At 73.4% G+C, this 16,593-nt stretch carries 2 protein-coding genes; both read right to left on the bottom strand.

The window, feature by feature from the left end:
• A partial coding sequence (locus ACFXBC_RS33035) for a type I polyketide synthase (RefSeq protein WP_385033080.1) occupies positions 1 to 2,333 on the bottom strand: 2,333 nt, incomplete at its 3' end.
• 79 nt (positions 2,334 to 2,412) lie between these two features.
• The gene (locus ACFXBC_RS33030) at positions 2,413 to 16,572 is read right to left on the bottom strand and encodes a type I polyketide synthase (RefSeq protein WP_385033077.1); all 14,160 of its coding nucleotides are present in this window, start codon (positions 16,570 to 16,572) and stop codon (positions 2,413 to 2,415) included.
• Positions 16,573 to 16,593: the final 21 nt, after the last annotated feature.

Here is a 16,593-nt window from a genome sequence, read left to right as displayed (position 1 = left end):
CGGTCCACCTGAGCGGAGTGCGAGGCGTAGTCCACCGCCACCATCCGCGCCCTGGCACCCTCAGCCTCGAACTCCGCCTTCAACTCCTCCAGAGCGCCCGGCTCACCCGAAACCACCGTCACCGAAGGCCCGTTCACCGCAGCCAGCGACGCACGCTCACCGAAGCGGACCAGACGCTCCTCGACCTCGGAGGCCGGGCGGCTGATCGAGAGCATCCCGCCCGCACCAGCAAGCACCTTCAGCGACTTCGAGCGCAGCGCCACCACCCGGGCACCATCCTCAAGGGACAACATCCCCGCAACGGTCGCCGCCGCGATCTCGCCCTGCGAATGCCCGACCACAGCCTCCGGGGCGACACCGGCCGCCTCCCACACCACAGCCAACGACACCATCACCGCCCACAGAGCAGGCTGAACCACATCAGCCGCCTCCAGGACAGGCGCACCCTCCGCCCCCGCCAGTACATCGTCCAACGACCAGTCCACGTACGGCGAGAGCGCCTCGGCACACTCACCCAGCCGCGCCGCGAACACCGGCGAAACCCCCGCCAGCTCACGCCCCATCCCCACCCACTGCGAACCCTGACCCGCGAACGCGAACACCGGACGGACACCGGAGCGGGCCACCCCGGACACCACAGCGCCGGTCGGAACGCCCGTAGCCAGGCTCTCCAGGCCGCCGGTCAGCTCGGCGCGGTCCGTACCGACCACCACCGCCCGGTGCTCGAACACCGAGCGAGTGACCGCCAACGACCGGGCCACATCGGCCGGCTCCAACTCGGGACGGGCAGCCACCCACTCCCGCAGCCGTTCCGCCTGCGCGCCCAGGCCCGCAGCCGAACGGCCGGACACGACCCATGCACCGGCACCCGACACCAGCGGCGCGGGGGCCGTGGTCCCGGCGCCCTCTTCCCCGGTCTCCGCCGGGGCCTCATCGGCGGTGGCCTCAGGTGCCTCCTCCAGGAGGACGTGCGCGTTGGTTCCGCTGAGGCCGAACGAGGAGACACCGGCGCGCCGCACCCGCTCCCCGCTGGGCCAGGGCATCTGCTCCGTCAGCAGCCTGACGTCCCCCGCGGCCCAGTCCACGTGCGGCGATGGCTCGTCCGCGTGCAGGGTCCGGGGCAGCTCGCCCTGCCGCAGGGCCATCACCATTTTGATGACCCCCGCGACACCGGCCGCCTGCTGGGCGTGGCCGATGTTGGACTTCACCGAGCCCAGCCACACCGGACGGCCTTCGGGACGGTCCTGGCCGTAGGTGGCCAGCAGCGCCTGCGCCTCGATCGGGTCACCCAGCGTCGTACCGGTGCCGTGCGCCTCCACCACATCGACATCGGCCGCCGTCAGGTGGGCGCCGGCCAGTGCGGCACGGATCACCCGCTGCTGGGACGGGCCGTTGGGCGCGGTCAGGCCGTTGGACGCACCGTCCTGGTTGATGGCTGAGCCCCGCACCACCGCCAGCACCTCGTGGCCGTTCCGGCGGGCGTCCGAGAGGCGCTCGACGACGACCATGCCGGCGCCCTCGCCCATGCCCATGCCGTCCGCGTCGGCGGAGAACGCCTTGCAGCGGCCGTCCTGGGCCAGGCCGCTCTGCCGGGAGAACCCGACGAGCCCGACGGTCGATGCCATCACTGTGGCGCCCCCGGCCAGCGCCATCGAGCACTCCCCGGAGCGCAGCGCCTGGCAGGCCAGGTGGAGCGCGACCAGTGAGGACGAGCAGGCCGTGTCCACCGACACCGCCGGGCCCTGCAGCCCGAGCAGATAGGAGATGCGCCCGGACATCACGCTGACCGCGCCACCGGTCATCAGGTGCCAGTAGAGGTCGTCGGTGTGCAGGGCCGGGTTGGCGTGGTAGTCCGATGTGGCGGCCCCGACGAACACCCCCGTCTGCGTGCCGCGGAGCGAGGAGGGTGCCACACCGGCCCGCTCCAGCGCCTCCCACGACGTCTCCAGGAGCAGCCGCTGCTGCGGGTCCATCGCCAGCGCCTCACGCGGGCTGATCCCGAAGAACCCCGCATCGAAGCCGGCCGCGTCCTGGAGGAAGCCGCCCTTGGCCACGGAGGAAGTGCCCTGGTGGTCCGGGTCGGGGTCCTGGACGCCCCCGGTGTCCCAGCCGCGGTCGGCGGGGAAGCCGGAGATGGCGTCCCCGCCTGTCGCGACCAGCTCCCACAGCTGCTCAGGGGTGGTCACACCGCCCGGGTACCGGCAGCTCATGCCGACGATCGCCAGCGGTTCCGATGCCGCATCGACGAGCCGGCGGTTCTGCTGCCGCAGCCGCTCGGTCTCCTTGACCGAGGCACGCAGCGCTTCCAGGAGCTTGTCGGCCTGTCCGGTCATCGCTGCCTCCACACATCGAGCACTTCACATGTCATTCGCGGCACCGTCCGCGACCTCTTCCCCCGCGTCGTGCGCACCGTCACTCCGTCTCGCCCTCCAGGGCCAGGCGGATCAGGCTGTCGGCGTCCAGGGCGTCGATGTCTCCGCCCTGGTCTTCCTCACCACTCAGCAGGGCGTCGTCGCGGACACCGGCGAGCCGCATCAGCGCATCCATCAGCCCGGCCTCACGGAACCTGGAGAGCGGAACGCTCGCGAGTGCCTCCCGCAGTTTCTCCTCCGCAGGGTCCTGCGCGCCCTGTTCAACAAGCCCGGGAAGCAGCTCGTCGAGCAGGAAGGCAGCCAGTTCCAGGGTGTTGGGGTAGTCGAAGACCAGGGTGGCCGGCAGCCGCTTCCCGGTTGCCGTGCTGAGCCGGTTGCGCAGTTCGACGGCGGTCAGCGAGTCGAAGCCGATGTCGGTGAAGGCCCGGCCCGGCTCGATCGCCTCCCCGGAGCCGTGTCCCAGGACGGCCGCCACATGGGTGCGGACCAGGTCGGTCAGCAGCCGTGTCCGCTCCGCTTCCGGCAGTCCGGCCAGCTGCTGGTGCAGCGAGTCGGCGCCCGCGCCGCCGGCCCCGGCGGCGCTGCGCCGCCCGGACCCGGCCGAGACCAGTGCCCGGAACAGCGGCGGAACCTCCGCGCTGCCCGCGCTCTGTGCCCGCAGTCCGGCCAGGTCGAGCTTGGCCGGCATCAGCAGCGCCTCGTCCCTGGCCAGGGCCAGGTCCAGCAGCGCGAGTCCTTCGTCCGCGTTCAGTGCCGCGAAGCCGCCGCGGTTGATGCGGGCGCGCTCCGACTCGCTGAGCCTTCCGGTCAGGGCGCTGGCCTCGGCCCACATGCCCCAGGCCAGCGAGGTGCCGGGCAGCCCGGCCGCCCTGCGTTCGGCGGCCAGTGCGTCCAGGAAGGCGTTGGCCGCCACGTAGTTGCCCTGGCCCGGGCTGGAGAAGGTGGCCGCGGCGGAGGAGAAGAGTACGAAGTGGTCGAGGTCCAGCCCACGGGTGAGTTCATGCAGGTTCCAGGCACCGTCCGCCTTCGGCCGCAGCACCCCCGCGATCCGCTCAGGGGTCAACGAGGCCACCGTGCCGTCGTCCAGCACACCCGCCGTGTGCACCACGGTCCGCAACGGGCGCTCCTGGGGCACCCCGGCCACCACAGCGGCCAGGTCCTCACGCTCCGCCGCATCACACGCCACCACATCCACCGACGCACCCGACTCCGCCAGCTCGGCGGCCAGTGCCGCCGCCCCGACCGCACCAGGACCCGAACGACTGGTCAGAACCAGCCCGTCCGCCCGCCCCGTCGCCGCCAGATGCCGCGCCACCAGACCACCCAAGGTTCCGGTACCACCGGTGATCAGGGCGGTACGGGTGCTGTGCGCGGTGGCCGGACGGGCCTCGGCGAGGTGGGCGGGGAAGGTCAGGACGATCTTGCCGGTGTGCCGGGCGTGCTGCATGAAGCGGAACGCGTCCCGCGCCTGCCGGACGCCCCAGGCCCGCAGCGGAAGACGCTCCAGCTCCCCGGCGGCGAGCAGTTCCACGACCTTCCCGAGCATCGTGCCCAGCGCTGCGGGACCCGCCTCCGAGAGTTCGAACGGCCGGTAGTGGACGCCCGGGTGTTGCCCCGCGACGACTTCCGCGTCACGGACATCCGTACGGCCCATCTCCACGAACGCCCCACCACGCGGCAACAACCGCAACGACGCATCAGTGAACTCACCCGCCAGCGAATTCACCACCACGTCCATACCGGCACCACCCGTGGCAGCCAGGAACTCCGCCTCGAAACCCACCCCACGCGACGACGACACATGCGCCTCATCCAGGCCCATCCCCGCCAGCACCGACCACTTGCCCGGACTCGCCGTCGCAAAGACCTCCAACCCCAGATACCGGGCAATCCGCACCGCCGCCATACCCACACCACCAGCACCGGCATGCACCAACACCCGCTGACCCGACTTCGCACCCGCCAACTCCACCAACGCATACCAGGCCGTCATGAAGGCGCTGGGGACGGAGGCGGCCTCCGCGAACGACCAGCCGTCCGGGATCCGTACCAGCTGGCGGGCATCCGTGACCGCCGACGGGCCGAACCCGCCCTCGGCCAGGCCCATCACCCGGTCGCCCGGCTTCAGTCGACCCGTCTCAGGTCCGGCTTCGAGCACCGTCCCGGCGATCTCGCCGCCGAGCACTCCGCCGCCGGGGTACATACCCAGCGCGATCAGCACATCACGGAAGTTCAGCCCCGCGGCACCGACCGCCACCCGCACCTGACCCGCCGACAACGGGCCATCCACCCCAGGAACCGGCACCAACGCCAGCCCCTCCAGCGAACCACCCGCATCCGGCTCCAGCCGCCACACACCCTCAGGAACCACCAACGCACCCGAAGACCGCGTCAACCGCCGCCCGTACAACACACCGCCCCGGACAGCGAGTTCGCTCTCGTCGCCACCCAGCGCACCCGGCAGCAGCGTGGCGTACTCACCGTCCTCGCGCACCGGCAGGTCGACGAGGACCAGCCGGTCCGGGTTCTCCGACTGCGCCGAGCGCACCAGCCCGGCGAGAGCGGCGGCCGGCAGATCGGCCACCCCCTCACCGGCCGACACCGCCACACCACCACGGGTGAGCACCACCAGGCGGGCCTTGTCGAGGCGCTGTTCGGCCAGCCATTCCTGCACCAGACCGAGGGTCTCCCCGGTGGCCCGGGCAGCGGCCCGAGCCGGGTCGTCGTCCCGGCCGTCGTCACCGGCACAGACCAGGACCACGGCGGGGGCGATCTCGCCGATCTCCGTGGCAGCGGCCAGTTCCGTCAGCCCCGGGAAGCAACGAACCAGTGTGCCGGCCCCTTCCAGGGGCTCGGCGACGCCGAAGCGGTCCGTACCGACCAGCGCCCATTCCCCGGCGATGGCCTCCCCGCCGGTGGTGGGGGCCCACTCGACGCCGAACAGCGAGTCCGCCATTCCCGCGTCTGCGGAGCGGAGTTGGCCGGTCGCCACCGGGCGGGTGATCAGCGACGCCACCGAGAGCACCGGCTGCCCCGCCGCGTCCGCGGCCGTCACGGCCAGCGCGCCCTGCGCGTCGCGGCGCAGCCGGGCGCGGAGCACCGACGCACCGCTCGCGTGCAGCTCGACCCCCGTCCATGCGAACGGAAGCCGCACCTCGCCCGGTTCGTTCCGGTCGCCGCCGCTCACCAGGACGCTGGCGTGCAGCGCCCCGTCCAGGAGGGCCGGGTGCAGGCCGAAGGCCGCGGCGTCCTCCGCCACCTCATCGGGCAGGGCCACCTCGGCGAAGACATCCTCGCCACGGCGCCACGCCGCCCGCAGGCCACGGAAGGCCGGGCCGTACCCGTACGAGCCTTCGCTCGCGGCCTCGTACAGGCCCGAGACGTCCACCTCTGTGGCGTCCCTCGGCGGCCACACCGCGAAGTCCGCCTCGGCCACCGCGGCCCCCTCGGCAGGGGCGAGCACACCGCCGGCGTGCTGCGTCCACACCTGCGGCCCGTCGGCCGAGTCCGGGCGGGAGAAGACATCGACCGTCCGGCGGCCTTCGGCGTCCGCCTCGGCGAGGACGACCTGCACCTGCACCCCGCCGTCGGTGGGCAGCACCAGCGGTGCCTGGAGCGTCAGTTCTTCCAACAGTCCGCAGCCGGCCTGGTCACCGGCGCGTACGGCCAGTTCCACGAAGCCGGTCCCCGGCAGCAGCACCGCACCGCCGACGGCGTGGTCCGCCAGCCAGGGATGTGTCCGCACCGACAGGCGCCCGGTGCACACCAGCCCTGCTCCACCGGCCAGTTCGAGCGCGGCACCCAGCAGCGGATGGCCCACGGCGCCCAGGCCCAGCGCAGCGGGGTCTCCGCCGAAGGCGGTACCGGCCTGCTTCGGCCAGTAGCGCTCGTGCTGGAAGGCGTACGTCGGCAACTCGACCCGCTCACCAGCGGGCAGTACCGCGCGCCAGTCGACCGGCGCCCCATGGACGTACGCCTCGGCCAGCGAGGTCAGCAGCCGCCCTGCACCGTCCTCGTCGCGCCGCAGCGTCCCGCAGACGGCGGCGGATACGGCACTCGCACCGGTCTCCTGCGCCGCTTCCTCAAGGGTGTCGTTCATCGCGCCCAGCAGGACCGGGTGCGGGGTGACCTCGATGAAGAGCTGGTGGCCACGGCCCGCCAGGGTCCGCACCGCACGGTCGAAGTGGACCGTGGCACGGAGGCTGCGGAACCAGTATCCGGCGTCCAGTTCCTCACCGGTCAGGGTCTCGCCGGTCATCGCGGAGACCATCGGCACCCTGCCCCGGCGCGGAGCCACCTCGGCCAGAACGGAGATGATCTCCTTCTCCAGCCGGTCCACCTGAGCGGAGTGCGAGGCGTAGTCCACCGCCACCATCCGCGCCCTGGCACCCTCAGCCTCGAACTCCGCCTTCAACTCCTCAAGCGCGTCCGGCTCACCCGAAACCACCGTCGCCGAAGGCCCGTTGACCGCCGCCAGCGACGCACGCTCACCGAAACGGGTAAGACGCTCCTCGACCTCAGAAGCCGGACGGCTGACCGAGAGCATCCCGCCCGCACCAGCAAGCACCTTCAGCGACTTCGAACGCAGCGCCACCACCCGCGCACCGTCCTCAAGGGACAACATCCCCGCAACCGTCGCCGCAGCAATCTCCCCCTGCGAATGACCCACCACAGCCTCGGGAGCGACACCGGCCGCCTCCCACACCGCAGCCAACGACACCATCACCGCCCAGAGCGCAGGCTGCACCACATCAGCAGCCTCCAACGCAGGCGCACCATCCGCACCCGCAAGGACATCGGCCAGCGACCAGTCCGTGTACGAGGACAGCGCCGCCGCACACTCGGCGAGCCGCGCCGCGAACACCGGCGAAACCTCCGCCAGCTCACGTCCCATACCGACCCACTGGGAACCCTGACCCGCGAACGCGAACACCGGGCGGGTGTCCTGGCGGGCCACTGCCGAGAGCACCGCGCCGTCCGGTACACCGGCCGCCAGGCTCCGCAGGCCCGACACCAGCGCGGTGCGGTCACCGCCCACCACCACGGCGCGGTGCTCGAACGCGGACCGGGCCGTCGCCAACGACCAGGCTGTATCCGCCGGTTCCAGCTCCGGACGTGCGGCCAGCCATTCCTGGAGCCGCTCCGCCTGCGCCGCCAGGCCCGCGGCCGACCGGCCCGATACCGGCCAGACGTGGGCGGCGCCGGGTACGACGACCGTGCCTTCGGTGGTGATGCCGGTCTGCCCGTCGTCATCGGGGGCGGCGGTACCGGTGAGTGCCGGAGCCTCCTCCAGGATGACGTGCGCGTTGGTGCCGCTCAGACCGAACGAGGAAACACCGGCCCTGCGCACCCTGGCTCCGCTGGTCCACGGCACGGGTTCGGCCACCAGCTCCACCGCGCCCGTGGACCAGTCCACGTGGCTGGACGGCTCGTCCACGTGCAGGGTGCGCGGCAGCTGCTCGTGCTGCAGGGCCAGCACCATCTTGATGATCCCCGCGACACCCGCTGCGGCCTGGGTGTGGCCGATGTTGGACTTCACCGAGCCCAGCCACAGCGGCCGGTCGTCGGGGCGGTCCTGGCCGTAGGTGGCCAGCAGCGCCTGCGCCTCGATCGGGTCACCCAGCCTGGTGCCGGTGCCGTGCGCCTCCACCACGTCCACATCGGCGGGCGTCAGCCGGGCATTGGCCAGCGCGGCCCGGATCACCCGCTGCTGCGAGGGGCCGTTGGGCGCGGTCAGACCGTTGGACGCACCGTCCTGGTTGGTGGCGCTGCCGCGCAGCAGTGCCAGGACCTGGTGCCCGTTGCGCCGGGCGTCCGAGAGCCGCTCGACGACGAGCATGCCGGCGCCCTCGGAGAAGCCCATGCCGTCCGCCTCATCGGAGAACGCCTTGCAGCGGCCGTCCATCGCGAGGCCGCTCTGCTCGCTGAAGCCGATGAAGCCGTCCGGGGTCACCATGATCGTGATACCGCCTGCGAGCGCCATCGTGCACTCTCCGGAGCGCAGCGCCTGCGCCGCCATGTGCAGTGCGACCAAGGAGGACGAGCAGGCCGTATCGACCGTGACGGCGGGACCTTCGAGGCCGAAGGCGTACGACACGCGGCCGGACAGCACGCTGGTCGCGTTGCCGGTGATGAGGTGGGCCGCGCCCTCGAAGTCACCGTCGCGGCCGTAGCCGGACGCGTAGCCGCCGACGAACATGCCGGTGGCGGTACCGCGGAGCGACGCGGGGTCGATGCCCGACCGCTCCAGGGCCTCCCAGGAGGTCTCCAGGAGCAGCCGCTGCTGCGGGTCCATGGCAAGGGCCTCACGCGGGCTGATCCCGAAGAACCCGGCGTCGAAGCCGCTGACGTCCTGGACGAAACCGCCGACCGCGCCGTCCGGGGAGCCCTCGGGCGCAACCAGGTCCCAGCCTCGGTCGTCCGGGAAGCCGGATATGGCGTCGCCGCCCGTGGAGAGCAGGTTCCACAGGTCGTCGGGGCCGGCCACACCGCCGGGGTAGTGGCAGGCCATGCCGACGATCGCGATCGGCTCGTCGGCCGCGATGGTCGCGGGTACCGCGGCCGGCGCCCCGGTGTCCTCGGGCACAGTGCCCAGGAGTTCTCCCACCAGGTAGCCGGTCAGGGCCGTCGGCGTGGGGTAGTCGAACAGCAGGGTCGCGGGCAGCCGCAGCTGCGTCGCGGCGCTGAGGTCGTTGCGCAGCTCCACGGAGGTCAGCGAGTCGAAGCCGAGTTCGCTGAAGGCGCTGCCTGCCTGGACCTCATCGGGCGAGGTGTGGCCGAGCACCCGGGCGGCCTTGTCCTGCACCAGCTCGGTCAGTGCCCGTCGCTGCTCGGCCCGGGTCAGGCCGGCCAGCCGGTCCGCCAGCTCCCGTTCGGCGGGTGCCGCCGGGACATCGGCCAGCAGCGCGGCGAGCCGGCGTACCTCCGGCAGGTCGCGCATCAGGGCCGCCTGCACCAGATCCGCCGACGACTGCGGCTCCGCGAGGATGGCCGTCCAGTCGATGTTCATCACCGTCAGTGCGGTGTCGCCGCCGTCCAGCGCCTCGCCCAGTGCCCGCACCGCGAGGTCCGGGTCCATCACCTCTTCCCACTGGTTGCGGGCCAGCCGCTGCCGCGCCGCATCGGAGCTCTGCGCCACACCGGCCGCCCACGGACCCCAGGCCACGGCGAGTGCGGGCAGGCCGCGACTGCGCCGGTTCTGGGCCACGGCGTCCAGATAGGCGTTGGCCGCACCGTAGTTGGCCTGGCCCGGGGCGCCCGTGGTGGCCACCACGGAGGAGAACAGCACGAAGGCGTCCAGGTCCAGATCGGCGGTGAGCGCGTCCAGGTGGGCGGCGCCCGCGGCCTTGGCGGCGAGCGCCGTCTCAAGTCGGTCGGGGGAGAGAGCGTCGATCACGCCGTCGTCCAGTACCGCGGCGGTGTGCACCACGGTGGAGAGTGCGGGGCCGTCGGCCGCGATCCGGCCGAGCAGGCCGGCCAGTTCGGTACGGTCGGCCGCGTCGCAGGCCAGGACATCCACGGGGACGCCCAAGGCGGCCAGTTCGGCTGCCTGTGCCGCGATGCCCGCGGCGCCGGGTCCTGACCGGCTGGTGAGCACGAGGCGGCCCGCGCCGCGTCCGGCCAGCCAGCGTGCCACGTGGCCGCCGAGTGCGCCGGTGCCTCCGGTGACCAGTGCGGTTCCGTTCGACGGCTGCCAGGTCCCGCCCGCCGGGGGCCGCGGGGCGTGGGCCAGCCTGCGGCCCACCGTCCCGGCCTGCCGGATCGCCACCTGGTTCTCGTCGGAGCCCGCCAGCACGGCGGCCAGCTGCGCACCGGTGCGCTCGTCCAGCGTGGTGGGCAGGTCGACCAGTCCGCCCCAGCGGTCCGGGTGCTCCAGGGCGACAATCCGGCCGAAGCCCCAGATCTGTGCCTGCAGCGGGCCGGTCAGCACCTCGCCGGGGCCGGTCGCGACGGCGCCGCGGGTGGCCGGCCAGAGGGGTGCCTCGATCCCGGCGTCACCCAGCGCCTGCACCAGGCCCAGCGTGCCGGCCAGGCCGGCGGTCACCGCCGGACGTCCTGGCAGCGGCGTCTCGTCCAGGCCGAGCAGCGACAGCACTCCGGACACCGGCCCGGCGCCCCGCACGGCCCGGCCGACGAGTTCGGCGAGCACGTCACGCCGCACGGCCCCCTCCGGGACCTCGACGAGTACGGTCTCGGCGCCGCGGGCGGACAGGGCCGCCGCGCACCACGCCACCGGCTCGTCGTCGGCCGCGGCGGCGGGGACGACGAGCAGCCACCGGCCGGAAAGGCGCGCCGGAGCGGTCTCGGTGACCGGCGCCCAGGTCACCCGGTAGCGCCAGGCCGCTGTCTCCGACCGCTCCCGTTCCCGGAGCCGCCAGGACGTCAGGGCCGGCAGTACGTCGTTGAGCTGACGCTCGTCCGTGAGGGACAGCGTCCGGGCGATCCCGGCCAGGTCGCCGCCCTCGACGGCCGCCCAGAACAGGGCCTCGGACTCCGAGGACGCACCGTCGCCGCCTGCGGCCGGAACGGCCCCGGTGTTCGCCGCCTCCAGCCAGTAGCGGCGGTGCTGGAACGCGTAGGTGGGCAGCTCGACGGAGGCACCGGCCGGAAGGACACGTCCCCAGTCGACCGGCAGTCCGCCGGTGTGGGCGTGCCCGAGTGCCGTGAGGAGCCGCGCCGTTCCGGCGTTCTCCCGCTCCAGTGTCCCCACCGTCAGTACGTCCGCGATGTCCGCGTCCTCCGCGGTCTCCGTGACCGCCGCGGTCAGCACCGGATGCGGCGAGACCTCGACGAACGCCCCGTAACCGGCGTCCAGCAGGCTCCGTACGGCCTCCTCGAACCTCACCGTGCGGCGCAGGTTGGCGAACCAGTAGGCCGCGTCCACCTCTTCGCCGGTGAGCCACGCTCCGGTCACCGTGGAGACCATCGGCACCCGGCCGGTGCGCGGGGCGATCCCGGAGAGCGCGCTCTCCAGCTGCCCGGCCAGCGGTTCCACCGCCGGGGAGTGCGCCACGAAGTCGGTCGCCGGGATGCGCCAGCGCATCACCCTGCGGGCGGCCAGCTCCCGTTCGAACTCGGCCAGTGCCTCCGGCTCACCGGAGACCACGACGGCGGCGGGGCCGTTCACCGCGGCCACCGAGAGGCGGCCGTCCCAGCCGTCCACCAGCTCCCGCACCGGACCCTCCGGCATCACCACCGACACCATCGAGCCGGCCACCGAGAGCCCCGACAGCGCCCGGGACCGGACCGCCACCACACAGGCCGCATCCTCCAACGACAGCATCCCGGCCACCGTCGCCGCGGCGATCTCACCCTGCGAGTGACCCACCACCGCATCGGGAGTGATACCCGCGGCCTCCCAGATCGCGGCCAGCGAGACCATCACGGCCCACAGCGCGGGCTGGGCGACTTCGGCCGCCTCCAGCTCGGGAGCATCCTCCGCACCCGCCAGGACACCGCCCAGCGACCAGTCCACGTACGGGGCGAGTGCCGCCTCGCACTCCGCGATACGGGCGGCGAACAGCGGCGAGGAGTACAGCAGTTCCCGCCCCATGCCGACCCACTGGGTGCCCTGTCCCGCGAAGACGAACGCCGTCCGGCCCGCCGGACGGGCGAGGCCGGTCACCACCGATGCCGACCTCGTGCCTGCGGCCAGGCACCGCACCCCGTCGACCAGCTCTTCCCGGTCACCGCCGACCACCACGGCACGGTGCTCGAAGACCGAGCGGGTCGCGGCGAGTGACCAGGCCACGTCCGCGGGCTTCACCTCCGGCCGTGCGGCGGCCCATGCGTGCAGCCGGTCCGCCTGAGCGACGAGCCCGTCGGCCGAACGGCCGGACACCAGCCAGGCACTTGCCTCACCGTCGGCCAGGAGCGCGGGCCCGGCGTCCACCGGTGCGGGTGCGACGGGAGCGTCGGCCTCGTCGGGGACGGCGGCCGGGGCCTCCTCCAGGATGATGTGCACATTGGTGCCGCTCATCCCGAACGCGGAGACGCCCGCGCGGCGGACCCGCTCACCGCTGGGCCACGGCACCGGCTCGGCCACCAGCTCCACCGCGCCGTCGGACCAGTCGACATGGGGGGTCGGCTCGTCGATGTGCAGCGTGCGCGGCATCCGCTCGTGCTGGAGGGAGAGCACCGTCTTGATGACGCCGGCGACGCCCGCGGCGGCCTGGGCGTGGCCGATGTTGGACTTCACCGAGCCGAGCCACAGCGGCCGGTCACCGGGACGGTCCTGGCCGTAGGTGGCCAGCAGCGCCTGCGCCTCGATCGGGTCGCCCAGTTTGGTCGCCGATCCGTGTGCCTCCACCACGTCCACGTCGGACGCCGATACACCGGCGTTGGCGAGTGCCGCGCGGATCACCCGCTGCTGGGATGGACCGTTGGGGGCGGTCAGGCCGTTGGACGCACCGTCTTGGTTGATCGCCGAACCACGCACCACGGCCAGGACCTTGTGCCCGTTGCGCCGCGCGTCGGAAAGCCGCTCCACGACCAGCATGCCCGCGCCCTCGGCGAAGCCGGAGCCGTCGGCCGATGCGGCGAAGGAACGGCAGCGGCCGTCCAGCGACACTCCGCCCGCCGTGGCGAAGGCGACGAACACATCCGGTGTGGCGCTGACCGTCACGCCGCCCGCGAGGGCGAGCGAGCACTCCCCCGCGCGGAGCGCCTGGGAGGCCATGTGCAGCGCGACGAGGGAGGAGGAGCACGCGGTGTCCACCGTCACCGCGGGGCCTTCGAGTCCGAAGGTGTAGGAGAGCCGGCCGGACAGCACGCTGGTCGCGTTGCCGGTCGCCAGGTGCCCCTCGGCGACCCCGGTGCCCTCCAGCGGTACGTCGGTCGCGTACCGCGATGCGTAGCCGCCGACGAAGGCGCCGGTCTGGCTGCCGCGCAGCGTGGCCGGGTCGATCCCGGACCGCTCGAACGCCTCCCAGGAGGTTTCGAGGAGCAGCCGCTGCTGCGGGTCCATCGCCAGCGCCTCACGCGGGCTGATCCCGAAGAACCCGGCGTCGAAGGAGGCCGCGTCCTGCACGAACCCGCCGACCTGCTCATACGTCTTCCCGGTGCGCTCCGCCTCGGGGCCCTGGAGCATCTCCAGGTCCCAGCCGCGGTCCCGGGGGAAGGGGCCGATCGCGTCCACCCCCGAGTCCAGCAGCTGCCACAGCTCGTCCGGGCCGGCGGCGCCGCCCGGGAAGCGGCAGGCCATACCGACGATGGCGATCGGCTCGTCCGCCACCGGCACCGTTGTCGTCGCCGCGGCGGGGGCCGCGACGACGGGCAGGTCTCCGGCCAGTTCCGCGCGCAGCATCGCGGCGAGCGCGGCCGGGGTGGGATGGTCGAACACCAGCGTCGCCGGCAGCCGCAGTCCGGTCTCCGCCTTCAGCCGGTTACGCAGTTCTACCGCGATCAGCGAGTCGAAGCCGACGTCGGTGAAGGCCCGGTCGGCGTCGATGGCGGCAGCCGACGCGTGCCCCAGGACGGCGGCGGAGTGGGAGAGCACCAGTTCCAGCACGAGCCGGTCGCGCTCGGCGCCGGAGACCGATGCCAGCTTCTGGCGCAGCGCCTCGCCCGCCTCGGCGCCGGTGCCCGCGGCGGTGGCCGACGCGGCGGTACGGCGGACGGACACACCTGCCAGCGCCCGCCACAGCGGCGGTACCTCCGCACCGGACACGGTCTGCGCGCGCAGCGCGGCCGCGTCCAGCCTGGCGGGGGTCAGCACCGCTTCGTCCCTGGTCAGCGCGGCGTCCAGGACGACAAGTCCCTCTTCGGCCGAGAGCGGCACGAAGGACCGGTCGATCCGGGAGAGCGAGGTGGCGTCCAGGTTGCGGCCGATGCCGGCCTCGTGCGCCCACGGCCCCAGCTGCAGTGACGTACCCGCGAGGCCGGCAGCCGCGCGGTGTGCGGCCACGGCGTCGAGGAAGGAGTTGGCTGCCACGTAACTGCCCTGGCCGGGCGCGCCGAACGTGGCCGCCGCGGACGAGAACATCACGAACCGGTCCAGGTCCAGATGTGCCGTCAGCTCATGCAGGTGCCAGGCCGCGTCGACCTTCGGCCGCAGCACCGCGGACAGCCGTTCCGGCGTCAGCGAGGTGACCAGGCCGTCGTCGACGACGCCTGCCGCGTGCACCACGGAGCCCAGCGGGTTCTCGTCCGGTATCCGCTCCAGCACGGTGGCCAGCGCCTCGCGTTCGGCCGCGTCGCAGGCGGTCACCCGGACCCACACGCCCAGCTCCGCCAGTTCGGCGGCCAGCGCGGCCGCCCCGGCGGCAGCCGGGCCGGAACGGCTGGTCAGCACCACGCCACCGGCCCTTCCGGTGGCCACCAGGTGCCGGGCCACCAGCCCGCCCAGGGTTCCGGTGCCGCCGGTCACCAGGAGCGCGCGGGCGCCGGGATCGGCCTGCGGCCCCGACGGCCACTCGACCGGCCTCAGTTCACCTGCGGGACGGGTCAGGCGCCTGCCGTAGCGGGCCTGTCCGCGGATCGCCACCTCGGGCTCACCGTTGCCCAACGCCGCAGGCAGCAGGGCCACTTCCGTATTGTCAAGGGCGAAGGTGTCGTCGGTGGCGGGAAGGTCGGCCAGCAGCAGCCGGCCCGGGTTCTCCGCCTGCGCCGAGCGCAGCAGGCCGCGCACGGCCGCTCCGGCCAGGTCCGTCACCGGCTCGCCGGGGACCACGTCCACCGCGCCCCGCGTGACAAGTACCAACTGGGTCTCTTCCAGCCGTGGTTCGGCCAGCCAGTTCTGTACGAACCGGAGAGCCGCGCCGCCCGCCCGACGTACCGCGCCGGGGAACTCCTCCCCGGAGGGAACGGTCACGGGAAGGCCGGCGCCGGACATGTCGTCCTCGTTGCCGGAGTCCTCGGCTCCCGCACCGGACAGCGCGTCGGCGCAGACCAGAACGGTCCGCGGGTCGGCCGTGCCCGCCTCGACGGCTGCGGCCAGCTCGCCGAGGTCGGCGAAGGGACGCAGCCGCACACCGGCGGTGCCGAGGCCCTCGGCCAGTCCGTAACCGTCGGCCCCGAGCAGCACCCAGTCGCCGGACGGTACGTCGCCTCCGGGCACCTCGGTCCACTGCGGTACGAACAGCGAGTCGCTCAGCTCGTTCTGTACGGAGCGGAGCTGGTCCACGGGTACCGGACGTCGCACGAGCGATTCGACCGATACCACCGGGGCTCCGGTGGTGTCGGCGGCCGCCAGCGAGAGCGTGCCCTGCGCGTCCTGCCGCAGCCGTACCCGCAGCGCCGAAGCGCCGGCGGCGTGCAGCTCCACGCCGGTCCACGCGAACGGCATCGTGACCTGCCCGGACTCGTCCGCGGCGGACGAGTCCGCCAGGACCGAGGCGTGCAGCGCCGCGTCCAGCAGCGCCGGGTGCAGGCCGAACGCACCCGCTTCCTGCGCCGCCTCGTCGGGCAGCGCCACCTCGGCGAACACGTCCGCGCCGCGCCGCCAGGCCGCCCGCAGCCCGTGGAAGGCGGGACCGTAGACCTCCGCCAAACGCACCGGGTAGACGTCCGTGACGTCCACCGGCGTCGCGTCCTGTGGCGGCCACGTGGCGAAGTCCGTGTCGGCCGTCCCGGTTGCCGCGGCGGCGGCGAGCACACCGCTGGCGTGCAGCGTCCACGCCTGCTGAGCAGCCGCCTCCTCCGGGCGGGAGAACACCTCCACCCCGTGGTGCCCGGCACTCTCCGGCGCGGCCACCACGACCTGGAGCTGGATCCCGCCGCCGTCGGCGGGCAGCACCATCGGGGCGTGCAGCGTCAGTTCCTCCAGGAACCCGCAGCCGACCTGGTCGCCGGCGCGTACGGCCAGCTCGACGAAGCCGGTGCCCGGCAGCAGTACGACACCACCGACGGCGTGGTCCGCCAGCCAGGCGTGGGTGTGCAGGGACAGCCTGCCCATGCACACCACCCCGGTGCCACCGGCGAGTTCGACGGCCGCTCCGAGCAGCGGGTGGCCCACGGCACCCAGACCCAGCGACAGCGCGTCACCACCGCCCGACCGGGGCCCCAGTTCGCCCAGCATGCCCTTCGGCCAGAACCGCTCGTGCTGGAAGGCGTACGTGGGCAGGCCGACACGTCGCCCGGCCGGGAGCACCGACTCCCAGTCGATCTCCGTACCGTTGGCGAAGGCTTCGGCCAGCGAGGTGAGCAGGCGTGCCGCACCACCGTCGTCGCGGCGCAGCGTCCCGCACAGGGAAGCGGGCACAGCACCAGGACCGGCCTGCTC

Source organism: Streptomyces sp. NPDC059398 (assembly GCF_042751845.1).
In the GTDB taxonomy this organism is placed as follows: Bacteria; Actinomycetota; Actinomycetes; order Streptomycetales; family Streptomycetaceae; genus Streptomyces.
This window is presented reverse-complemented; position numbering and strand designations above follow the sequence as displayed.